Source organism: Pseudomonas sp. NPDC087615 (assembly GCF_044743445.1).
Lineage (GTDB): Bacteria > Pseudomonadota > Gammaproteobacteria > Pseudomonadales > Pseudomonadaceae > Aquipseudomonas > Aquipseudomonas baetica_A.
In genome coordinates, this window is sequence record NZ_JBIUWM010000048.1 from 19,084 (window position 1) to 39,128 (window position 20,045).

Annotated in this window: 23 protein-coding genes and 1 pseudogene; 12 read left to right on the plus strand and 12 right to left on the minus strand. The window is 58.3% G+C overall.

Features of this window, described 5'->3' with window-relative positions; translation table 11 throughout:
* The first annotated feature begins 41 nt into the window (after positions 1-41).
* Positions 42-1,058 carry an AraC family transcriptional regulator gene (locus ACIOU6_RS21285; protein ID WP_401138807.1) on the plus strand — a complete coding sequence of 339 codons (1,017 nt, stop codon included), beginning with the start codon at positions 42-44 and terminating at the stop codon, positions 1,056-1,058.
* Positions 1,059-1,571: 513 nt separating this feature from the next.
* Positions 1,572-1,934: a DUF6124 family protein gene (locus tag ACIOU6_RS21290; protein WP_401138808.1), complete on the plus strand. Its 363-nt coding sequence runs from the start codon at positions 1,572-1,574 to the stop codon at positions 1,932-1,934.
* A gap of 67 nt (positions 1,935-2,001) precedes the next feature.
* Here the strand turns inward: ACIOU6_RS21290 and ACIOU6_RS21295 are convergent, their stop codons facing one another.
* From ACIOU6_RS21295 to ACIOU6_RS21320, 6 genes are all read right to left on the minus strand, one after another.
* On the minus strand, positions 2,002-2,370 hold the full coding sequence (locus ACIOU6_RS21295; RefSeq protein WP_221730513.1) for a glyoxalase superfamily protein: 369 nt from the start codon (positions 2,368-2,370) through the stop codon (positions 2,002-2,004).
* 119 nt (positions 2,371-2,489) lie between these two features.
* Positions 2,490-3,947, minus strand: a complete 1,458-nt coding sequence (locus tag ACIOU6_RS21300; protein ID WP_401138809.1) for an amidohydrolase family protein — start codon at positions 3,945-3,947, stop codon at positions 2,490-2,492.
* Position 3,948: 1 nt separating this feature from the next.
* Positions 3,949-4,809 (minus strand): MurR/RpiR family transcriptional regulator, encoded by an 861-nt coding sequence (locus tag ACIOU6_RS21305; protein ID WP_401138810.1) that lies wholly within the window; start codon positions 4,807-4,809, stop codon positions 3,949-3,951.
* A gap of 15 nt (positions 4,810-4,824) precedes the next feature.
* Entirely contained in the window at positions 4,825-6,174 is a 1,350-nt protein-coding gene (locus ACIOU6_RS21310) for a GntP family permease (RefSeq protein ID WP_401138811.1), read from the minus strand.
* A 336-nt stretch (positions 6,175-6,510) separates the two neighbouring features.
* Complete coding sequence (locus tag ACIOU6_RS21315) at positions 6,511-7,422, minus strand: LysR family transcriptional regulator (RefSeq protein ID WP_221730509.1); 912 nt, start codon at positions 7,420-7,422, stop codon at positions 6,511-6,513.
* Between the two features lie 60 nt (positions 7,423-7,482).
* On the minus strand, positions 7,483-8,073 hold the full coding sequence (locus tag ACIOU6_RS21320; protein ID WP_401138812.1) for an NAD(P)H-dependent oxidoreductase: 591 nt from the start codon (positions 8,071-8,073) through the stop codon (positions 7,483-7,485).
* A 185-nt stretch (positions 8,074-8,258) separates the two neighbouring features.
* Between ACIOU6_RS21320 and ACIOU6_RS21325 the strand changes: the two genes are divergently transcribed.
* From ACIOU6_RS21325 to ACIOU6_RS21340, 4 genes are all read left to right on the plus strand, one after another.
* Entirely contained in the window at positions 8,259-8,573 is a 315-nt protein-coding gene (locus ACIOU6_RS21325) for a putative quinol monooxygenase (protein WP_221730507.1), read from the plus strand.
* 147 nt (positions 8,574-8,720) lie between these two features.
* Positions 8,721-9,296, plus strand: a complete 576-nt coding sequence (locus tag ACIOU6_RS21330) for an NAD(P)H-dependent oxidoreductase (protein WP_221730506.1) — start codon at positions 8,721-8,723, stop codon at positions 9,294-9,296.
* A 47-nt stretch (positions 9,297-9,343) separates the two neighbouring features.
* On the plus strand, positions 9,344-9,715 hold the full coding sequence (locus tag ACIOU6_RS21335) for a MerR family transcriptional regulator (protein ID WP_221730505.1): 372 nt from the start codon (positions 9,344-9,346) through the stop codon (positions 9,713-9,715).
* Positions 9,716-9,822: 107 nt separating this feature from the next.
* On the plus strand, positions 9,823-10,173 hold the full coding sequence (locus tag ACIOU6_RS21340) for a cupin domain-containing protein (protein ID WP_122589396.1): 351 nt from the start codon (positions 9,823-9,825) through the stop codon (positions 10,171-10,173).
* A gap of 83 nt (positions 10,174-10,256) precedes the next feature.
* On the opposite strand, the gene mmsB is transcribed toward ACIOU6_RS21340, so the two are convergent.
* The gene (gene mmsB / locus ACIOU6_RS21345) at positions 10,257-11,144 is read right to left on the minus strand and encodes a 3-hydroxyisobutyrate dehydrogenase (protein ID WP_221730504.1); all 888 of its coding nucleotides are present in this window, start codon (positions 11,142-11,144) and stop codon (positions 10,257-10,259) included.
* A 10-nt stretch (positions 11,145-11,154) separates the two neighbouring features.
* Positions 11,155-12,681: a CoA-acylating methylmalonate-semialdehyde dehydrogenase gene (locus tag ACIOU6_RS21350; RefSeq protein ID WP_221730503.1), complete on the minus strand. Its 1,527-nt coding sequence runs from the start codon at positions 12,679-12,681 to the stop codon at positions 11,155-11,157.
* 149 nt (positions 12,682-12,830) lie between these two features.
* Here ACIOU6_RS21350 and ACIOU6_RS21355 point away from each other — a divergent pair, with 149 nt between their 5' ends.
* From ACIOU6_RS21355 to ACIOU6_RS21375, 5 genes are all read left to right on the plus strand, one after another.
* On the plus strand, positions 12,831-13,778 hold the full coding sequence (locus tag ACIOU6_RS21355) for a LysR family transcriptional regulator (protein ID WP_221730635.1): 948 nt from the start codon (positions 12,831-12,833) through the stop codon (positions 13,776-13,778).
* A 371-nt stretch (positions 13,779-14,149) separates the two neighbouring features.
* Entirely contained in the window at positions 14,150-15,268 is a 1,119-nt protein-coding gene (locus ACIOU6_RS21360; protein ID WP_401138813.1) for a colicin E3/pyocin S6 family cytotoxin, read from the plus strand.
* Between the two features lie 14 nt (positions 15,269-15,282).
* Positions 15,283-15,522, plus strand: a complete 240-nt coding sequence (locus tag ACIOU6_RS21365; protein ID WP_100846331.1) for a pyocin S6 family toxin immunity protein — start codon at positions 15,283-15,285, stop codon at positions 15,520-15,522.
* A 191-nt stretch (positions 15,523-15,713) separates the two neighbouring features.
* Entirely contained in the window at positions 15,714-16,070 is a 357-nt protein-coding gene (locus ACIOU6_RS21370; protein ID WP_401138814.1) for a DUF6572 domain-containing protein, read from the plus strand.
* Between the two features lie 43 nt (positions 16,071-16,113).
* Positions 16,114-16,590 (plus strand): hypothetical protein, encoded by a 477-nt coding sequence (locus ACIOU6_RS21375; protein ID WP_401138815.1) that lies wholly within the window; start codon positions 16,114-16,116, stop codon positions 16,588-16,590.
* Between the two features lie 81 nt (positions 16,591-16,671).
* On the opposite strand, the gene ACIOU6_RS21380 is transcribed toward ACIOU6_RS21375, so the two are convergent.
* Positions 16,672-17,415 (minus strand): hypothetical protein, encoded by a 744-nt coding sequence (locus tag ACIOU6_RS21380; protein WP_401138816.1) that lies wholly within the window; start codon positions 17,413-17,415, stop codon positions 16,672-16,674.
* Between the two features lie 43 nt (positions 17,416-17,458).
* Between ACIOU6_RS21380 and ACIOU6_RS21385 the strand changes: the two are divergent.
* A pseudogene (locus tag ACIOU6_RS21385) lies at positions 17,459-17,596 on the plus strand (LysR family transcriptional regulator); the annotation flags it as partial.
* On the opposite strand, the gene ACIOU6_RS21390 reads toward ACIOU6_RS21385, so the two are convergent.
* Genes ACIOU6_RS21390 through ACIOU6_RS21400 form a run of 3 tightly spaced genes read right to left on the minus strand, consistent with a single transcriptional unit; the run spans position 17,593 to position 19,933 of the window.
* Positions 17,593-18,045: an OmpA family protein gene (locus ACIOU6_RS21390; RefSeq protein ID WP_401138822.1), complete on the minus strand. Its 453-nt coding sequence runs from the start codon at positions 18,043-18,045 to the stop codon at positions 17,593-17,595. The pseudogene ACIOU6_RS21385 and the gene ACIOU6_RS21390 sit on opposite strands and share 4 nt — an antisense overlap.
* 47 nt (positions 18,046-18,092) lie before the next feature.
* Complete coding sequence (locus tag ACIOU6_RS21395; protein WP_221730502.1) at positions 18,093-19,361, minus strand: diguanylate cyclase domain-containing protein; 1,269 nt, start codon at positions 19,359-19,361, stop codon at positions 18,093-18,095.
* Positions 19,358-19,933: a YfiR family protein gene (locus tag ACIOU6_RS21400; protein ID WP_401138817.1), complete on the minus strand. Its 576-nt coding sequence runs from the start codon at positions 19,931-19,933 to the stop codon at positions 19,358-19,360. The genes ACIOU6_RS21395 and ACIOU6_RS21400 overlap by 4 nt, the downstream gene beginning before the upstream one ends.
* Positions 19,934-20,045 lie beyond the last annotated feature (112 nt).

Sequence of the window (20,045 nt, forward strand, 5' to 3'; positions counted from 1 at the left end):
CTACCTTTCAGGGCATTCATTCGCTCATGCAGGCTTTGATCATGCCATCGCTCGGTTTCACCTCCGTTCCGCCCCTGCTCAAATACCTGCGCCATGCCGAGCGACTGGGCATGGCCATTGCGCCGGCATTGGCGGCGGCCGGGTTGCAGGCGCAGCAGTTGAGCGACAACAGCCTGCGCCTGCCGGGTGAGGCGCATGAAAAACTGCTCGATTATTTCTGCGAACACTCGGGCGATCCATTGTTTGGGCTCAACGCGGCCACGTTCGTGCTACCCAACTCGTGGAGCGTGCTGGGTTACATCACCATGAACTGTGCGACGCTGGGTGATGCCATGAGCCGGATCATGCCGTTCGAGAAACTGGTCGGCGACATGGGTGTGAGTCGCGCCGAAGTGCAGGACGGCCATGTGCACCTGATCTGGACTTGCCGTTATCAGCGCCCACAGATTCGCCGGCATCTGGTGGAAAACGTGCTCGGTTCGTGGCTGCACTATGCGCGCTGGATTGCTGATATGCAGCTGTCGCCGGCGGCTGTGTGGCTGGAACATTCCTGCCCTGCCGAGACCACGTTGGCGCAGTACGAAGCGTTTTTCGGTTGCCCGGTTTTGTTCGATCAGCCTTATTCAGCGTTGATTGTGCCGTTGGCGTATCTGCAATTGCCGTTGCGCCAAGCCGATGCGCAATTGCTGCGCACGCTGGAAGAACATGCGATGGGGTTGATGGCGACGCTGGAGGATGCGTCGCTGGCGCTACGCGTGAAAAACATCCTGCGCCAATTGCTCAAGGAAGGTCTGCCACGCAAGGAACAGGTGGCCGAGCAGTTGTCCGTGTCGGCGCGTACGCTGCAACGTCAACTGCAACAGGCCGGCACCTCGTATCAGCAGATTCTCGATGACCTGCGTCAGGAACTGGCTGAGCATTACTTGCTCAACAGCAACCTGCCGATTCAGGACATTGCGCAGTATTTGGGTTTTACCGAACCGCGTTCGTTTCACCGCACGTTCAAGCGTCGGCGGGGGATGCCGCCGGGGGAGTTTCGGCAGATGCATCGGGGCTGACTGTGCGGACCTCTTCGCGAGCAAGCCCCCACAGGGGCTCCATGTCGTACACAAAATCTGTGTCCACTGAGGTTCCAGTGTGGGAGCGGGCTTGCTCGCGAAGGCGTCAGTCGCAGCACCGGAATCCGACAGGCAAATCCTTGATCTCTGTAGTGCAATAAACACCTCGCAGCGCATCCGTTTAAAGACATCCAGTGTTACGCCCGACAGCCTACAAATCCTTGCGCCGCTGCCTACGCCTGCGCCAGAATCCGCCGGCTTGTGCGCCCCGGAGCCCATCGGTAACTTGAGTCCGTCACTGATTTCCAGTGATCGGGTTTAGTAGCCCGTGGTAATTCTGCTGGTCGTACATTCATCACAGGTGCTCCCGTACCTGAGCTTGATGGTGGCTGTACGTAGGGCGCTTCGGCGCGCCGGCTTAAGCTGAGTTCCCCGGTCTACTAACCTGCGTACAGCTGCCTCCCTTTCGTTTAGTAGCAAAAGGGTTGGCGCTCAATGAAGGGAACACAGCTTATGTTCAAAGTAACGCCCAACCCGCCGTTCACCGACCCGGCCTCCCCCTACGAATCGCCCGATTCAAAGAAATTCCACGAAGCCGCCGAGCGCGCCCTCGACCATTACCTCAAACCCGCCGACCAAATCATGGCCGCGCCGTACAAACCCAACACCCTCTACATGGCACACCCCGACGCCGACACTGAATCCCTGCTGGTCGATGCCAGTGAAACCCTCGGTTCGGCCACGGTCATGATCAACAACCATGTGGCGCTGGTTGAAGGCACGCACCGCAAGACACTGCAAGGTATTGCTCAAGTGGTGATGCTGGCCGAATTGGCCGTCAATCGCGTGTTGGACACGTTAGTGCCGACTGAGTAACGAAAAAGCCCGCAGTCAAACCCTGATGGTTTGGCTGCGGGCTTTTTCTGTGCGGCTTAAAACGGTTTCAAACACTGATCGCGTTAGTAAACACCAGCCGATTGCCAAACGGGTCGGCAATGGTCATGTCCTGACTGCCCCACGGCATGGCCTGGATCTGTGGGTGCGAGAATTTGTAATCCTTGGCCAGCAGTTGCTGCTGAAACGCCTCCAGCTCATCCGTTTCAATCCGCAGCGCCGAACCCGGCGTCGCATCACCATGATGCTCGGACAGATGCAGCACACACTCACCCCGCGACACTTGCAGATACAACGGGAAATTCGCTTCGAAACGATGCTGCCAGTCGATCCTGAAACCGAGAAAGTCGACGTAGAACTCTACGGCTTTGGCTTCATCGAAAATGCGCAGGATCGGAGTGGTTTTGCCGAAGCTCATGGGGGGGCTCCCTGACTGATTGGCCCAAAAGTGTAGCGGGGCTGAATGTCAGCACTTCGGCTTGTGGATGGCTTTCTTTAGTCGCAATGTGCCACTGCTGTGACGCACTGCGCGAAACGTCAACGAAAGCCGTCACGCAAATCGCCCTGACGGGCAAGAAAACGCCCTTCCCTTCGCCCATTCGCCTGCCCATCGCAATAACTCAAAACACCGTTGATCCACACCCCGTCAATGCCTTGCGCCGGCCGTTGCGGGTCGCTGAAATCCGCCACGTCACGCACCGTTGCCGGATCGAACAACACCAGATCGGCCCAGTAGCCTTGCCGAATCTCGCCCCTGCCCTTCAAACCGAATCGGGCCGCCGACAGACCGGTCATTTTGTGCACCGCTGTGTGTAAGGGAAACAACCCGACGTCACGACTGAAATGTCCCAACACCCGTGGGAAAGCGCCCCACAAACGCGGATGCGGGAACGGGTCTTCCGGCAGTCCGTCAGACCCCACCATCGACAACGGATGCGCGAGGATTCTTCGTACATCGGCCTCGTCCATGCCGTAGTACACCGCCCCCGCGGGTTGCAGGCGCTGGGCGGCGTCGAGCAGCGGCACGTTCCATTGCGCGGCGATGTCGATCAGGTCGCGACCGCTGACTTGCGGATGCGGCGTCGACCAGGTGATGGTGATGCGGTGGGCATCGGTGACTTGCTTGAGATCCAGCGTCGATGAACTCGCCGCATACGGATAACAATCGCAGCCGACCGGGTGAGTTTTTGCCGCGTCTTCAAGAGCGGCCAACAACTGCGGACTGCGCCCCCAGTTACCGACACCGGCGCATTTGAGGTGAGAAATGATCACCGGCGAGCGGGCATGACGACCGATTTGAAACGCCTCGTCCATCGCCTCCAGCACTGGGGCGAATTCGCTGCGCAGGTGAGTGGTGTACACCGCGCCGCATGCGCTGAGTTCTTCGCTCAGTTGCATCACTTCATCGGTGGAGGCGTTGTAGGCGCTGGCGTACGCCAAGCCTGTGGATAAACCCAGCGCACCGGCCTCGAGACTTTCGCGCAACTGCTCGCGCATGGCGCTGATTTCGTCAGCCGTTGCGGTGCGGAACAAGTCATCAAGATGATTGCTGCGCAGCGCTGTGTGGCCGATCAGTGCGGCGACATTGAGCGTGGTGTTGGCCGCTTCGACCGCTGCGCGGTAGTCGCTGAAGCGTGGATAAACGAATGCCGCTGCCGTGCCGAGCAGGTTCATCGGGTCGGGTGGGTTGCCTTTCAACGTCACCGGCGAGGCGCTGATCCCGCAGTTGCCGACAATCACCGTGGTCACGCCTTGGCTGAGCTTGGGCAGCATTTCTGGCTGGCGGATGACCACGGTGTCGTCGTGGGTGTGCACGTCGATAAACCCCGGCGCCAGCACGCGGCCGGCGGCGTCGATTTCTTCGCTGGCGGTGGCGTCGTGCAAGTCGCCGATCTGCTCGATGCGACCATTGAGAATCGCCACGTCGGCACTGTAACCGGGGCGGTTGCTGCCATCGATGATCAGGGCGTTACGAATCAACGTGTCGTACAGCATGTCAGTCTCCCAGCGGCAGGTGATCATCGCCGCCACGGTATTCGTCGAGGGCGAGTTTGATCCGCCGCAGACGTTCTTGATTGTCTTGAGGATTGGCCAGCGCCAGCTCGGTGGCAAGCACGTCGATGGCCAACAACATGCCGTAGCGCGCTGCCGTCGGTTTGTAGATGAACGAGGTTTCCGCGCTTTGCAGCGGCAGGACGAGGTCGGCCCGTTCGGCCAGCGGCGAATCGGCGCGGGTGATGGCCAGAATGCGTGCGCCGTAGTTGCGCGCCAGTTCGACGGTTTCCAGTAGTTCCGGGGTGACACCGGTCAATGAGCAGACAATCACCACTTGTTCGGCGTTCAGGCTGGCGGCGGTGACGCGCATCATCACCGCGTCATGACACACCGCAATCGGGTAGCCGAGGCGCACCAGCCGTACCTGCAATTCATCGCTGCACAGGGTCGAGCAGCCGCCCATGCCGAACGCGTGAATCATGCGTGCCTGGCTGAGCATTTTCACCGCGTCGGCAAATCGCGATTCGTCGAAGGCCGCCAGATGCTGGCGCAGCGTGGTTTCGATGTCGCCAACAATCTGCCCGTAAAACGCCGACTGCTCAGGTGTGCCGGCCGGGTCGAGAAAACGGCTGCCAACGCCGCTGGCCTGGGCCAGTTGCAGGCGCAGATCACGCAAATCGCGACAGCCGACGGTGCGGGCAAATCGCGACAGTGTGGCGGTGCTGACTTCGGCCCGTTGCGCCAAATCATCGAGGCTGGCGGAGGCGGCAAAGCCGACGTCGTCGAGCATCAGCCGAGCAATGCGCCCTTCACCGGCGCTGAAGGAATCCTGACGGGCGCGGATCTGATAGAGGATGTCCATGACGGCGGGCTCCGGTTACAGCAAGTAAGAAAGGCCGACAGTCAGACCGAAAGCGACCAGCGAGATCAAGGTCTCAAGCACGGTCCAGGTCTTGAACGTCTGCGCGACCGTCATGTTGAAGTATTCCTTGATCAACCAGAAGCCGCCGTCGTTGACGTGGGAAAAGATCACCGACCCGGCACCGGTCGCCAGCACCAACAGTTCAGGGTGTGGATAACCCAGACCGATGGCGACTGGCGCAACCACGCCCGAAGCGGTGGTCATCGCCACCGTGGCCGATCCTGTTGCCACGCGCATCAACGCCGCAAACAGCCAGCCCATCATCAGCGGCGAGAGATGAAATTCGTGAGCGAGGCCAACGATCTGATCGGTCACGCCGGCATCGACCAGAATCCGGTTCAAGCCACCGCCCGCGCCGACCAGCAAGGTGATGCTGGCCGTCGGCGCCAGGCATTCATTGGTGAACTTGAGGATCGATTCGCGGTTGAAACCCTGGGCGATGCCCAACGTCCAGAAACTCAGCAAGGTCGCCAGCAGCAGCGCAATCACCGAGTTGCCGATAAACAACAGGAACTGATTGAGGCCGCTGCCCGGTGTGGAAATCAGGTTGGCCCAACCGCCGATCAGCATCAGCACCACCGGCAACAGGATGGTCGCCATGGTGATGCCGAACCCTGGCAGGTTGTCGCGCGGTTCGCGGTCGAGGAATTGTTTTTCCAGCGGGTTATCCGCCGGTAATTGAATGCGCGGCACGATGAATTTGGCGTAGAGCGGCCCTGCGATGATTGCCGTCGGTATGCCGATCGCAATCGCATACAGCAGCGTCTGCCCGACTGAAGCCTGATAGGCCTGCACCGCCAGCATCGCTGCCGGGTGCGGCGGTACCAGCGCGTGCACAACCGACAAACCGGCGACCATTGGCAGGCCGACCATCAAAATCGACACACCGACCCGCCGCGCCACGGTGAAAGCAATCGGCACCAGCAAGACGAAACCGACTTCGAAGAACAGCGGTAAACCGACCAGAAACGCGATGCAGACCATGGCCCAGTGCGCGTTCTTTTCACCAAATTTGTCGATCAACGTACGCGCCATCTGCTCGGCGCCGCCGGACTCGGCCATCATTTTGCCGAGCATCGTCCCCAACGCCACCACCAGCGCAATATGCCCCAGCGTCTTGCCCACCCCGGCCTCATACGCGCCCACCACGCCGGACGGCGGCATACCCGCCACCAGCGCCAGACCAATGGAAATCAGGGTGATGACAATGAACGGGTTGAGCCGGTAACGGGCGATCAGCACGATCAGAGCAATGATGGCGACGGCGGCGTAGACCAGCAGCCAATAGCCGAAGGAAGGCGTCATGCGGTACTCCTCGAAAGGGTCACGTTCGAATGGGTTGTGAAACTCATAAATCATTTCGAGATCGAGTTTTCAAACGCCATGAAAGTCATTTTCGTGGAGAGGTAAGACCTGTCGCGGATGGATAGGCCGTGTCGCGATTATTGAAAATCGCGGGGTGGGATTTACATCGTTATGGGGTTAACACAAAACCCTGTGGGAGTGGGCTTGCTCACGAAGGCGGTGTGTCAGGCGACAGCAACGTTGGCTGGTCCTGCGTTTTCGCGAGCAAGCCCGCACACAGGGGATCATGGTGGTTACGAAACCTGTGGGGGCGGGCTTGCTTGTCGCGCACCTCATTCAGCCTTTGAAATCGGCGCTGGCGTAGGCGGCGAGTTTGCTCTGGATGAAGTCGAGGAAGCACTGAATGCGCAGCGCCAGTTGCGAATTACGGTAATACACGGCGTTGATCGGCTGGCGATAGCCGCTGTTGAACTCGGCCAGCACCACGTTCAGGCGCCCGGCGCGAATGTCGTCGATGGTCATGAAGTGCGACAGGCACGCGATGCCCTGCCCTTCCAGCGCCAGTTGCCGCACGGTCTCGCCACTGGAGGCGCTGATCGCCGGGGTGATCGGCCAGCGGTCGCCATGCACATAACGCAACGGCCACTGATTGAGGCCCTCGTTCTGAGTAAAACCGAGCAAGGTGTGTTCGCTCAGATCGGCCACTTGCAGCGGCGTGCCGTGCTTTTCGAGATAGGCGGGACTGGCAACGATCAACAGCGGACTGCATCCGAGCGAACGCGCATGCAGCGTCGAGTCGGCAAGGGTGCCGATGCGGATGGCGATGTCGGTGCTCTGTTCCAGCAGGTCAATGATCAGGTCATTGCTGTTGAGTTCGAGCTGGATGTCGGGGTAGAGACGGCGGAATTCGTCGATGTAGGGAACCACGGCGTGGAGCATGAATGGCGATGCTGCATTGATCCGCAGCCGTCCGGACGGCGTTTGCTGACGTGAGGACAGGCGTTCTTCGAGCGCGTCCATCTGATCGAGAATCAGCTTGGCCTGCTCGAAGAAATACTTGCCCTCCTCGGTCAGGTCCATGCGCCGCGTGGTGCGGTTGATCAGCGTGGTGTCGAGCTTGGCTTCCAGCCGCGACAGGGTGCGACTGACGGCCGACGGCGTGTGCCCGACCTGCTCGGCGGCGGCGGAAATCGAGCCGCATTCGATCACGCAGACGAAAATCTGCAACTCATCGGATCTGGCTTTCACGGGTGTCCTCTGATCGATTGGCCTGCACCGCAGGTTCAGGCCTTCGATAGTAGCCGAGCATCAAGCCTTGAGGCCAAACACCTCGGTCAAATGCTGCGCATAACGCGCCACATCGTTTTCGATGTTCGGGCGTTTCATCACGTCAACGCAGAGGAAGGTCGGCAGGCCGGTCATGCCCAAAAACTCATTGGCCTTGTGGAACGGGAAGTACACCGCGTCCACGCCTTTGGCTTCAAAGAAGTCGTTCGGATCATCGAAGGCTTGCTGTGGCGCGTTCCAGGTCAGCGACAACATGTATTGCTTACCCTGAATCAGCCCACCGCTGCCGTACTTCTGCGACGCGTCGGAACGGGTGCGACCATCACTGGCGTACAGGCTGCCGTGGCCTTCGGTGAAGACTTCGTCGAGGTACTTTTTCACCGTCCACGGCGCGCCCATCCACCAACCCGGCATCTGATAAATGATCACGTCGGCCCAGAGGAATTTGGCCACTTCTTCGGCGACGTCGTAACCCTCGTCGATGAAGGTGGTTTTGACATCCATACCGCCGCGATCCAGCACGCTCAGCGCCGCTTCGTGCAGGGTGGTGTTGTAGCGACCGTCAGAGTGGGCGAATTTTTTACCGCCATTGAGCAACAGAACTTTTTTCATGAGAAAGCCTCGGCACAGCCATTGGGCTGGATGGAGAAGGGAAAATTGAATGGCGGCAGATTAACCATCCCTCTTTCGCGGAATAAGCCGGGGTGGCGCAAAATACATTTGAGTAAAACGCACGAATCGACAGAAGATTATTGCCTTAGCATTGGTAGCCATCTGAATTGGAGGAGTCGTTTCTGATGAGTGAACGCCGGGGCTTCATCCTGCACGCCAAGACCCGCCCAGAAAAATCCGAGGCTTTCGAAGCGCTGTTTCGCGCCTACGTCGAGCCCAGCCGCGCTGAGCCGGGCTGCATCGAGTACCACATGCTGCGCGACAAAGAAGATCCGACGTTGTTCATCTTTTACGAGGTCTGGGAGTCCCAGGCGCATCTCGATGTGCATTCGACGCTGCCGCACATGAAGACGTTTTACGCCGAGCGCATGGACTATCTGGAACGCGATTTCGATATCCGTCTGATCGACATGCTCAGCGAAGCATCGGCTAACCGCTGATCAGCAAGTGGGCGCGGCGCAGCTTGACGGTGTGCGCCCGGGAGTTCAGCGCCCGGCCCAATTACGCCAAAGCTTCGCTGTGCGCCTTGACTCTCCCCTAAGGGGCAGACTTCATCCTTGGCTTTTTCATCAGCAAGGACGATGACGATGGGCAAACGTATCCTGTTGATTCTCGGGCATCCTTCGGCGAACAGCTTGTGCGCCGCACTCGCCGAAAGTTATGCACAATCGGCACTCGATGCCGGACACGAAGTTCGCCAGTTGCGACTTGGTGAAATGAACTTCGATCCGGTGTTACGCCAGGGCTATGAACAGATTCAAGCGCTGGAAGATGACTTGAGTGCGGCACAGTCCGACATCCTCTGGGCCGAGCATCTGACGCTGGTGTACCCGATCTGGTGGGGCGGCATACCGGCGCTGCTCAAAGGTTTTTTTGATCGGGTGTTGTTGCCGGGTTTCGCCTTCAAATACCGCAAAGGCAAAGCGTTCCCCGACAAATTGCTGAAAGGCCGCACCGCGGATTTGCTGGTGACCATGGACACGCCGCCCTGGTATTACCGCTGGGTCTATCGCATGCCCGCCTTGCATGAAGTACGCAAGAGCACCCTAGCGTTCTGCGGAATAAAACCACTGCGCACGCTCACGTTCGGCCCGGTGCTGGGCTCAAGCGCTCAGCAGCGACAGGCGTGGTTGCAACAGGCGCAGGCTATCGTCAGTCGTTGAGTCTGGCGATAATCACTGAGGCATAGCCAAGGTAAAAAGGACTGTTCATGTACATCAGCGAAGCCGCTCAACGCGCCAGCTCCACGGTCAAAACCATCCGCCATTACGAGGCTATTGGATTGCTGCCCCCACCTCGACGACAGGGCAAATATCGCGTCTACGACCAGCAAAGCGTCGAACTGCTGGGTTTTATAAAGTGTGCGAAGGAGATGGGCTTCAAACTTATGGAGCTGCAGAAAATTTTCGCAGGCCATCACGGAGAGTCGATGCCTTGGGCTTTGGCACAGCAGGCCATCGAAGACAAAAAACGCGAGATCAGCGACCAGATCGCCAAACTTTCTCGACAGCACGCGCAGTTGGTGGCATTTGACGCGAACCTGCAACAGGCTCGCGAGCAATGCCCGCTGGAAAATCTGTAAGTGTTGGCGCGTTTCTGAGCAGCTCGATGTCGAACACAGACAACTGAGCGGCGACCGGGCGCTATAGGGTGCGACTTCATTCCTCATGTCCACCGCCCGGAGTCCTCATGACCGCGACCGCCCCTATCACCGTTCTGCGCGACACCCACCCACTGCCGGTACTCGACGCCTGCAAATGGGAAAAACTCGAAGGCGACCCGCACACCGTCAACCTCAATGCTTACACCAGCGAAGACGGCAGCAAGATCATGGGCACCTGGATCTGCACGCCGGGCAAGTGGCGCGTTGAATACGTGAAGTGGGAGTACTGCCATTTTCAGGAAGGCTACTGCGTGATCACCCCGGACGGCATGGCGCCGATTCATCTGCGCGCCGGCGATATTTTCGTGGTTGAACCGGGCATGAAAGGCACTTGGGAAGTGGTCGAGACCGTACGCAAATATTTCGTGTTCGCCTGATGCTAAAAAGCCGGGGAACCACCCGACGTGGTTTCCCGGCAACACTGACTGCACGTTGATTGGCCCTACATTGGCGGCGATTGCTACTGCGGTTTGCGATAGCTGTTGATGATCGCCGAGAAGTCTTTCCCGCCGTCCCCGCGCTGGCTCATCGCCTGATACAGCTGCTGCGCCACCGCGCCGAGCACCACCGGTTGGTGTGCCTGACGCGCCGCTTCAGTCGCCAGCCCCAGATCCTTGAGCATCAGTTCGGCACCGAAGCCGCCGGTATAACCGCGCGAGGCCGGTGCCGTTTCGACGATGCCAGGCCACGGGTTATACATTTCCGAACTCCAGCAGCGACCGGTCGAACTGTTGATGATCCCGGCCAGCACCGAGGTGTCGATCCCCAGTGCATCGCCCAATGCCATGGCTTCACTGACGCCCACCATGGAAATCGCCAGCAGCAGGTTGTTGCAGATCTTGGCGATCTGCCCGGTGCCGACTTCACCACAATGCACAATGTTGCGGCCCATCTGCGCCAGCACCGGTTGCAAAGTCGCGAACAGCTCCGGCGTTGCACCGACCATGAAAGTCAACGTCCCGGCCGTCGCACCGCCGGTGCCGCCGGAAACCGGTGCGTCAGCCATGGCCACACCTTGCTTGGCAGCGGCCGCCGCCACATCGCGAGCGGTCTGCGGATCGATGGTGCTGCAATCCACTGCCGGCACACCTTTGCCGATGCCGGCCAACACGCCGTCCTCACCGAGCCAGACACTGCGCACATGCACCGCGGCCGGGAGCATGGTGATCACCAGTTCTGCATCTTCAGCGGCTTCGCGCGCCGAGGCACGGAGGGTGCCGCCCAGTTGTTCCAGTTCTGCCAGCACGGTTTTGTTCAGATCGACCAGATTCAGTGAATGGCCGGCCTTGATCAGGTTGCGCGCCATCGGTGCGCCCATGTTGCCCAGACCGATAAATGCGATTTTCATGGCTCGCTCCTCAGCGCAGGTTGATGGTGGTGTTCACGCCGTCATTGACGCTGTCGTCATCGAACCAACGCGCCGTGACCGTTTTGGTCTGCGTGTAGAACTGCACCACTTGCTTGCCATACGGGCCGAGGTCGCCGAGTTTTGAACCACGGGAACCGGTGAAGCTGAAGAACGGCACCGGCACCGGAATCGGGATGTTGATGCCGACCTGACCGACGTCGATTTCCGTCTGGAACTTGCGCGCCGCCGCACCGCTCTGGGTGAACAGGCCCGTGCCGTTGCCGAACGGGTTGGCGTTGACCAGCGCGATGGCCTGGTCGAGGGTATCGACTTCCAGCACCACCAGCACAGGGCCGAAGATTTCCTGGGTGTAAATCTGCATGTCGGTGGTCACCCCGGAGAACAGGGTCGGGCCGACGAAGTTGCCTTGCTCGTAACCCGGCACGCTGATGTCGCGACCGTCCAGCTCAAGCTTGGCGCCCTCCTTGATGCCGCTTTCGATCAGATCGAGGATCCGCGCCTTGGCTTTTTTCGAGATCACCGGGCCGACATCAGTGCCTGGCTCGCTGCCGGCGTTGACCTTCAGCTTCTGCGCCAGGGCCTTGAGATCCGGCAGCCATTGTTTTGCTGCACCCACCAGCACGACCACGGATGTCGCCATGCAACGTTGCCCGGCCGCGCCAAAACCAGCGCCGACCAGTGCATTGAGGGCTTGCTCGCGATTCGCATCGGGCAACACCACGGCGTGGTTCTTCGCGCCCATCATCGACTGCACGCGTTTGCCATGTTTGCCGGCCAAGTCGTAAACGTGAGTACCAACAGCGGTCGAACCGACGAAGGACACGGCTTTGATGTCTTTGTGCGTGCACAGGCCATCGACCACGTCTTTGCCGCCATGCACCACGTTGAGCACGCCCGCCGGGACACCGGCCTCAATCGCCAATTCCACCAGCAGCAGGGTCGACAGCGGATCCTGCTCCGAAGGCTTGAGCACGAAGGTGTTGCCGCAGGCGATGGCCATCGGGAACATCCACAGCGGAATCATTGCCGGGAAGTTGAACGGCGTGATGCCGGCGCAAACGCCGATCGGCTGACGCAGGGTGTAAGTATCAACGCCACCGGCAACGTTCTCGGCGAATTCGCCCATTTGCAGCGTGCCGATTGAGCAAGCGTGCTCGACCACTTCCAGGCCACGGAAAATATCGCCCTCGGCGTCGGCAATGGTTTTGCCCTGCTCGGCGCTCAGCACCACGGCAATGCGCTTGGAATGCTCGCGGATCAGCGCTTGCAGCTTGAGCATGATGCGCATACGCGCGCCGATCGGGGTCAGTTTCCAGGTCTGGAAGGCGCGTTGCGCGGCGCTGACAGCGGCATCGACTTCAGCGGCGGTGGCGAATGGGACTTTGGCCAGCACTTGCTGAGTCGCGGGGTTGACGATGTCGTGCCATTCGGTGGACTGCGACTCGACCCACTCGCCGTCAATCAGCAGCTTGACCTTCTGCAGCGTGGTGTCGTTGGGCGTAAGCGATGCGTTCATGCTGGTCTCCAGAACTTGTTTTTATCGTAGGAGCCAAGGCGAAAGGTGCGCCTTGAGATGAGGCGTGTGTCACGAATTGGTTGTCGGACGGTTTTTGGAGTATAGATGTGCAAACTTCTAATAAGAACGCACATATAAGCCCGTCCATCATGCAAAAAAACATCACCTCGCTAGGTTCACTGAACTGGGACGACCTCAAGTTTTTCCTCGAAGTCGCCCGCACCCGCAAGGCCAGCACCGCCGCCAAACGGCTCGCCGTCGACTACACCACGGTGTCGCGGCGGATCAGTTCGCTGGAAGCGGCGCTCGGTACGCTGCTGTTCGAAAAGTCGCGCACCAGCGGCTTCGTCTTGACCACCGAAGGCCAGCGTTTGCTGGGTTATGCCGAGTCGATTGAAAGCACATTGCACATGGCCTGCGAGCAGGTATCAGGCTCCGGCGTGGCGCTGTCCGGGCATGTGCGGATGGGCTGCACTGAAGGGTTTGGCAGCTTCTTCATCACGCCGCAACTGAGCCACTTCGTCGACGCCTACCCGGCGATCTCGGTGGACATCCTGCCCCTGCCGCACTTCATCAGCCTGTCCAAGCGCGAAGCCGACATCGTCATTGCCCTGGAACGCCCTGAACACGGGCCGTACGTGTGCTGCAAACTCTGCGACTACCGCTTGCAGCTGTACGCAACCCAGGACTATCTGGATAAACACCCACCCATCCGCCGCTCGGCCGATTTGAGCAAGCATCAATTCATCAGTTATGTGGATGATCTGGCGTTCAGCTCGGAGCTGTTGTACCTGGCGAACGTGCTGCCAGGCGCCAGCGCAAACCTGCGCAGCACCAGCGTGATCGCGCAATACGTTGCAGCGCAGCAAGGGCGCTCACTGGCGATTCTGCCGTGCTTCCTCGCCGCACAGGACCCGCGCTTGCTGCCAGTGTTGCCGGAGGAAATCGACATCACCCGACAGTTCTGGATGTACTGCCGGGAGGATCTGCGCAAGTTGAAGCGAATCACCCTGTTGTGGGATTACATCCGTGAGGTGACTGAGCGCAATCAGGGTCTGTTGATGGGGCAGACCCGTGAGATGCGGTTTGCTGACTGATGATCTTCAAGGAATCAGGTGGCCGGATCGTAGCGAGGTCAGCACGCCCTTTTCAACCGTTTTGTAACAGGGGTTGGTACACGACTTGTAACTTTGAAAGCGCATCGAAGCCCATATCTTGATTGTTCGAATTTAACGCTGTCATGGCGGCTGCATTGTCGAAGATTGCGATGAAAGCGCTACGGCAAACTGCCACCATTCAAAGTCCGTCCCCAACCATTTATCCTCCGCACCTCCAGCAATTGACATGGAACACAGGGAACTTTCAGTACGGCTTTTGGGATTTGTCCTACAGCCATTGCATGAGCTTCCCGCAACGTCGATGCTGCCCAGCTACAGGCTGGAACTCCCCAAGGACGAAAGGACGCGGCATGTCTGGCTATGTACCCAACCCGCCAAAGGGCTACCGCTACAGCGGTGTTGAGCCTGTCGATATCCATGCCCAGCGTTGGGCGGAATACAAAGACCTATCACCAAAACCAGAAGACAAGCCCGACACAATGGGCTGTGTGTTTGCCAAGAGCTGCAACCTCCCTGATGGTGTGATCGACCACAAGAACCCATCCGGGTTTGTGCCTGTTGAGAAACTGGCCGACTACGGACTGTGGGCTGTGCTTGGAACCGGGGCAGCGATTACCGCCCAAGGCACCCCACTCCAACTGGTGGGCGGGTCTGCTACTGGCAGTGCAATTGCTCAACGTCTTGGCGGGTCGCTATCACTGGGCCTGCTGAAAGGATCAGGCGTTGTTGCTGCTGGCTTTTTAACAGGGACGGTTGGGATGCTGATCCCGAACACCAGCATTTCACCGGACAGCGCCTTCTACAAAAACGATCAATACGCAACGCTTGAAACTGGTCGCACCCGTGTACGCGTCAACGTGAAGTCTTTGCCGGATGGCTCCGTTAACGCCTACGGCTTCTACACGGGCGGTAAAACGGACTGGGAGAATGTCCCTGTCATCAAGGGCGATAAAGTCGGTGAGACATATGTTGCTGACATCGGCAACGGGATTGGGCTCACTTGGACGCCAGCGGCAAACCCTGATGGCGTACTGGGCATTCCTGCACTGGAAGGCGCCCCGAAACTACCGTCCGTGTGGGTGTATCCGCCGACCGAACAGGCCAATAAAATACTGGTCAATCCGGTGCATCCACCAGACTACCAAGATGCAATCATCACATTTCCTAACACCGATATTCAGCCGATTTACATTTCGCTGAGCGTTTCAGGTGACCATAGTTATCACCCGGCGCCTAAAGGACTGACGGCATTTCCTGATGCTGCGAGGGATAAATCAAAAAGCAGCGTTCAAGGTGGTGGTAAAAAACGTACCCGCTGGAAAGACTCCAAAGGGCGGATTTACGAGTGGGACAGTCAACACGGGGCTGTTGAAATGTATGATAAACAAGGCAAGCATTTGGGGGAGTACAACCCAGAAACAGGCGAGCAAACCAAGCCCGCAAAACCGGGAAGAACCACTCCTAAATAGATTGAGAGGTAGTTATGTACTTATGCATCACAGGATTTTTGCCTGACAGCTTTGAAGATAGCTCGTTGAAGTACGAACTGGACGTGGCGCCAGAGTTTGAACAAAGAGTAATGGATATTCTTGGTTGGAAGAGCCTTGAAGCTGAGGCCGATGGGGAGTTACCACTAACCCGTGAACAGGTTAGCCAGATCGCCGATGTCGTCGAGGAATCTCTGCCCGACAACCTTGATATGTTTATTGGAGTTGTTGCGTAGCGACAGAGCACATCACAGCCAGCAATCAGAATACAGATGAAGCTCGCCCATACCAAAGGACTGTCATCCTGCATGGAGATAAAACTGAAGGTGTGAACGAGCGGCGGGAATTGTACCAGTAACCCGGTATTGCCGTGGATTTGCCAGAGTCGTAATTCCTCGACCTGATTCACCTTTCTGAGGGAGCAGACATGTCCATCGTAGAAACGAAAGTCGTCGATATTATTGCGGTGCCCGAGTGGGAGCCTGAAAACGTAATTTTGGTAATCACTGACCACCTCGAGTGGGGTGATAAAACGCAACAAGGCGAACACCTGCTACTGCTTCAAGAAAAGATCAACAGCTACGTTGCTTTCATTGAGAGCGGAGAGCTGCTGGAAAGCTACCCGCCAGCGAAAGACAAGCTACCAATCATCCGAGTTAACGGTTTGTATGAGCTGCCAGCACAAGGCGAAACCTTTGTAGACCGAGTCACTGACCTGCTGAAAGGTGCAGGTATCGGCTTTGAGTTCGTGCTGAAAGAAAGCGAGAAAATTCGCAATATGTGACTACCCGTGTCCAAAGGCTAGCGGATTGCTCAAGGAGAAAACTATGAAGCTTCGCCCTGACTTAATGCCACCGGTGCTGGATGAACCCTTGGTTGCTCGATTGACGATGCTTGCAGCAGAAATTGATTGCGGGCACGAAGAACAAGCCCAGAGTCAGGTGGCAGCATTCAACCGGGAAGCAATGACCGCACTTGAGTTCATCGACTTTCAGGGAATCTATGGCGGACAATCTCACGACACATGGGTTCGCAAGGTCTTAGCAACACCGTATGAGCGGCGCGTGGCCGACGTGACCGAGCAAGAGTTGGTTGAGCTGGCTCGAAGGGTTATGGAGGGTGATGGCGATGACCATGAAGTCGAGTTCTGGTTGAGCATGTTGGCAATCAACATACCCAATGAACGCATATCCGATCTGATCTTCTGGCCAGACGAATACTTCGATGAAGCAGATTATCCGCAGCGACTATCCCCAGAGCAGGTGATAGAAATCGCGTTGGAAGACAAAGATGTAGTGCTGTAATCAAGACCCGCCCACACCAAAGGACTGTCATCCTGCACGGCGGTTAAACTGAAGGTGTGAGCGAGCGATAAAGATTCTACATCACTCGATCCAGCCAGTTCCTGGCCCCGCCGATTTTTGGAAATAGCTATAGGGTGGGGTCGCTTGTGTAGCAGCCTGAAAAAATAAGTTTGCTGGATATCCGGCGCCCCATCCGAGCTGCTTAACACGGTGCTCACGCAGTGCTACGAGATCCGCCCGTGAGTGAGTCTGCATGTCCAGTTCTCCAAGAGCCGACGCGATTGTTCCATGGCAAATCTTGGTTTCCTTCAGGGTTGAGGTTTTTTGGTCTTGCCCACGGTCAGCCAAGTAGAGCGCCGAGAGAATCTCAAACGTCATCGCTGGCGACAGTACAGAAAGGGACACAGGAACGTTCTCTACGGACTTCACGGGCCTGGTCGAGCCGCCAACAGGTCCAGCATTACTATCGTGCAAATCGCCCCACACATGCGTGACGTTACCATCACGTCCTGACTCAAACAGTTCCACCGAGACAGCACGGAAATGTTCTTTCAGCTTGCTCCACGGCGCCTCGGGGTTCTCCAGATGAAAGGCCCTGACGAATCCAGCGAGCTGCTCTGAGGCGTCCAATGCGTCCCGCCTGTTGCTGGTCTGAAGAGAAACTGCAGCAGCCTCAGTAGTGCTACCCGTGGCCCTGAGACGCATGTAGTAAATACCGTTGCGTCTGTAGTGATAGGGCTTAGCAAGCCTTGTGGTTGGCTTCGAAGGAAAAACGAGGGTTGTAACGGTGCTTGTAACAGCAGGTCGAACTTCAAGGATACTCATGGCGGTTAGCTCCCGTAATCATTGGGTTAACCTGAATTCCTTGAAGTTCTGGATGTACTGCCGGGAGGATCTGCGCAAGTTGAAGCGAATCACCCTGTTGTGGGATTACATTCGTGAGGTGACCGAGCGCAATCAGGGTCTGTTGATGGGGCAGACCCGTGAGATGCGGTTTGCCGATTAATGGGCACTGACCACAATCGACACCCGACGGTTTTCCGTGCGGCCCGCCGCGGTGTCGTTGGACGCCACCGGCTCGCTGCTGCCCAGGCCTTGCAATTGGATGTTCTCTTGCTTCATGCCGACTGTGGAAAGCACATTGGCAACACTCTTGGCGCGGCGCAGCGAGAGTTGCTGATTGTAATTTTCCTGGCCCGAAGCATCGGTGTGACCATCGACCCGCACGCGCTCGATGCCGACCCCCATCAATGCTTTGCCGATGCGCTCGACGATCTCGGTGCTTTGTGTGTTCAGGCTTTCAACATCGCTGCCAAACAGCACCTTGCCGGACAGCCCAAACTCCCAGCCGTCGTCGGTCAGCTCGAAGCCTTGTTGTTCGAGCACCGCCACTTGCGCCGGGGTCAGGCCTTTTTGCGGGGTGGTCTGGCAACCTGTGAGGGCCAGGGCGGCCATCAACAGTACAGCGGTAAAAAATCGAATGGGAAGTGTGAACACGAGAGTCAGCTCCTGTTTTGAACGGAATCGACCGGGTGCTCCGCCCCAGCCGTGAATTGAGCACCGCGAGACAAGCGCTTGGCTTGATACATCGCCGTATCTGCAGCATCGAGCAAGGCGCCAGGCGTGATGCCATGATCGGGATAAACCGCGATGCCGATGCTGAGCGAAGTCACGACACTGCTGCCGCCGGGCAGCGCGATGGGCATGTCCATGCTGGCGAGAATCTTGTCGGCAATGCGCTCGGCATCTTCGACTTTGTGCAGCGGCGTGAGCAACACGGCGAACTCATCACCGCCCAGTCGCGCTACCAGATCCTCCTCACGCAATTGCGCGCGGACACGATTGGCGATTGCCACCAACACCGCGTCGCCGGCGGCATGGCCGAAGTTGTCGTTGATCCCTTTGAAGCGATCACTGTCAAGAAACAACACCGCCACCCGCTCGCTGAGCTTGCTGGCGTTGCGCAGGGCACGGATCAAGCGGCCCTCGAAAAATGCCCGGTTAGGCAGCCCGGTCAGGCTGTCGTGACTGGCTTGGTGGGCAAGGGTTTCGTTTTCGCTTTGCAGATGGCTTTGCCAGGATTCGAGTTCGTCGAGCAAGGCATTGAAGTCGTTGCCGAGGTTGTCGAGTTCGGCGATCTGCGCGGGCGGCACGCGACGGTCCAGTGCTCGCTCACTGCGGGCGGCGTGGGCCACCGTAGCGAGGCTGTGCAGCGGGCCGATAATGCCACGCAACTGCCGACGCGCCAGATAGAGCGCCACCCAGGCACTGATCGCGGTACAGAGAAGGATCCCCGCCAGACCGCTCAGCAGAAAGCGCATCAGACTGCCGCCATGCCCCGTGAGCAGGATGCGTCCAATTTCACGATCCTGATGGAGGATCGGCAGGCTGATCGGTTTCTCCAGGATGGCGCGGGCGGTCTGCATTTCCAGTTTGGAGATGAAGCCGTTTTCCGGTCGCTGCCAGCGCGCTATCAGTTGGCCTTGAGCATCGAGCACCTGGGCATCGGCGACCTCCTCGGTGGAGGCAATCAATGCCAACGCTTCGGTGGCCGCAGCCTTGTCGTTAAATACGACCGCCGCTTCGACGGTGTAGCTGATCGAGCGCGCAATCAGGTGCAAGTTGTGATCCGCATAGACCCGCAGCGCCAGAACGCCCAGCAGGGTCAGCGAAACACTGGCCATTGCCACAGCCACCAGCGCCACAATCAAATGCCCGCGACCGATGACCGAGCCCAGAGTCGGACGAACTTTGGAACTGAACCGTTTCATGGCGCCGCCGGTTTGCGACGGGACAGTTGCAACACGCTTGGATGAATGCGCACGCCGCTACGGGCAACGGAGTCGAGATTGACTTCGAAGGCTACCTGATCGTCGCCCACCCGCAGGCAGAACAGGCTGCCGACCGTGCACTGATCGTCGCCTTCGCTGATGCTCAACACCGGATGACCAATCAGTGAAGTGAACAGGCGACTGCGTTCATCTGCGGTCAGTTTGCCGATGTACACCGCATCGCATTCACTGACGATGGCCGGGTTGTCGGCCAGCATGCGACGCACAATGACCGGCCTGCCGGTGGCTTGAGTGGTGCCTTTGACCAGGTCATCGGTGTATTCGGTGGGGCCGACGATGCACAGGTGCAACTGCGCAGGTTCCACTGGCCAGCGTGCGTAGCTGAGGATGCCAAGAACGACCTTGGTGACAGAACGGGCACGCTGCTCAGCCATGCCCGTCGGCGTTTGCGGTTGCGCGACAGCCACACCCGCCAACAACCAGAGCAGACCGACAAGCACTACGTGCTTGCAGCGAACCACGCGCTCTGTCGCCCAGAAAGCCACCTTCATGCAGGTATTCTCTTCGATCGTAACGAAATGATGCCGCAACGATAGCACAGCGGTGAATCACCAGCGAAACAGCGACCCCTGACTGACTGGTCAGCAATTACCGAAAATCTTT

Bases quoted from the DNA above. Each gene is read 5' to 3' on its own strand.
- ACIOU6_RS21370 (WP_401138814.1), top strand. From the start codon at position 15,714: ATGTCCATCGTAGAAACGAAAGTCGTCGATATTATTGCGGTGCCCGAG.
- ACIOU6_RS21390 (WP_401138822.1), bottom strand. From the start codon at position 18,045: ATGGCCGCCCTGGCCCTCACAGGTTGCCAGACCACCCCGCAAAAAGGC.
- ACIOU6_RS21400 (WP_401138817.1), bottom strand. From the start codon at position 19,933: ATGAAGGTGGCTTTCTGGGCGACAGAGCGCGTGGTTCGCTGCAAGCAC.
- ACIOU6_RS21300 (WP_401138809.1), bottom strand. From the start codon at position 3,947: ATGCTGTACGACACGTTGATTCGTAACGCCCTGATCATCGATGGCAGC.
- ACIOU6_RS21360 (WP_401138813.1), top strand. From the start codon at position 14,150: ATGTCTGGCTATGTACCCAACCCGCCAAAGGGCTACCGCTACAGCGGT.
- ACIOU6_RS21395 (WP_221730502.1), bottom strand. From the start codon at position 19,361: ATGAAACGGTTCAGTTCCAAAGTTCGTCCGACTCTGGGCTCGGTCATC.
- mmsB (WP_221730504.1), bottom strand. From the start codon at position 11,144: ATGAAAATCGCATTTATCGGTCTGGGCAACATGGGCGCACCGATGGCG.
- ACIOU6_RS21380 (WP_401138816.1), bottom strand. From the start codon at position 17,415: ATGAGTATCCTTGAAGTTCGACCTGCTGTTACAAGCACCGTTACAACC.
- ACIOU6_RS21290 (WP_401138808.1), top strand. From the start codon at position 1,572: ATGTTCAAAGTAACGCCCAACCCGCCGTTCACCGACCCGGCCTCCCCC.
- ACIOU6_RS21335 (WP_221730505.1), top strand. From the start codon at position 9,344: ATGTACATCAGCGAAGCCGCTCAACGCGCCAGCTCCACGGTCAAAACC.
- ACIOU6_RS21285 (WP_401138807.1), top strand. From the start codon at position 42: ATGCCATCGCTCGGTTTCACCTCCGTTCCGCCCCTGCTCAAATACCTG.
- ACIOU6_RS21310 (WP_401138811.1), bottom strand. From the start codon at position 6,174: ATGACGCCTTCCTTCGGCTATTGGCTGCTGGTCTACGCCGCCGTCGCC.
- ACIOU6_RS21350 (WP_221730503.1), bottom strand. From the start codon at position 12,681: ATGAACGCATCGCTTACGCCCAACGACACCACGCTGCAGAAGGTCAAG.
- ACIOU6_RS21330 (WP_221730506.1), top strand. From the start codon at position 8,721: ATGGGCAAACGTATCCTGTTGATTCTCGGGCATCCTTCGGCGAACAGC.
- ACIOU6_RS21355 (WP_221730635.1), top strand. From the start codon at position 12,831: ATGCAAAAAAACATCACCTCGCTAGGTTCACTGAACTGGGACGACCTC.
- ACIOU6_RS21375 (WP_401138815.1), top strand. From the start codon at position 16,114: ATGAAGCTTCGCCCTGACTTAATGCCACCGGTGCTGGATGAACCCTTG.
- ACIOU6_RS21305 (WP_401138810.1), bottom strand. From the start codon at position 4,809: ATGGACATCCTCTATCAGATCCGCGCCCGTCAGGATTCCTTCAGCGCC.
- ACIOU6_RS21340 (WP_122589396.1), top strand. From the start codon at position 9,823: ATGACCGCGACCGCCCCTATCACCGTTCTGCGCGACACCCACCCACTG.
- ACIOU6_RS21295 (WP_221730513.1), bottom strand. From the start codon at position 2,370: ATGAGCTTCGGCAAAACCACTCCGATCCTGCGCATTTTCGATGAAGCC.
- ACIOU6_RS21320 (WP_401138812.1), bottom strand. From the start codon at position 8,073: ATGAAAAAAGTTCTGTTGCTCAATGGCGGTAAAAAATTCGCCCACTCT.
- ACIOU6_RS21365 (WP_100846331.1), top strand. From the start codon at position 15,283: ATGTACTTATGCATCACAGGATTTTTGCCTGACAGCTTTGAAGATAGC.
- ACIOU6_RS21325 (WP_221730507.1), top strand. From the start codon at position 8,259: ATGAGTGAACGCCGGGGCTTCATCCTGCACGCCAAGACCCGCCCAGAA.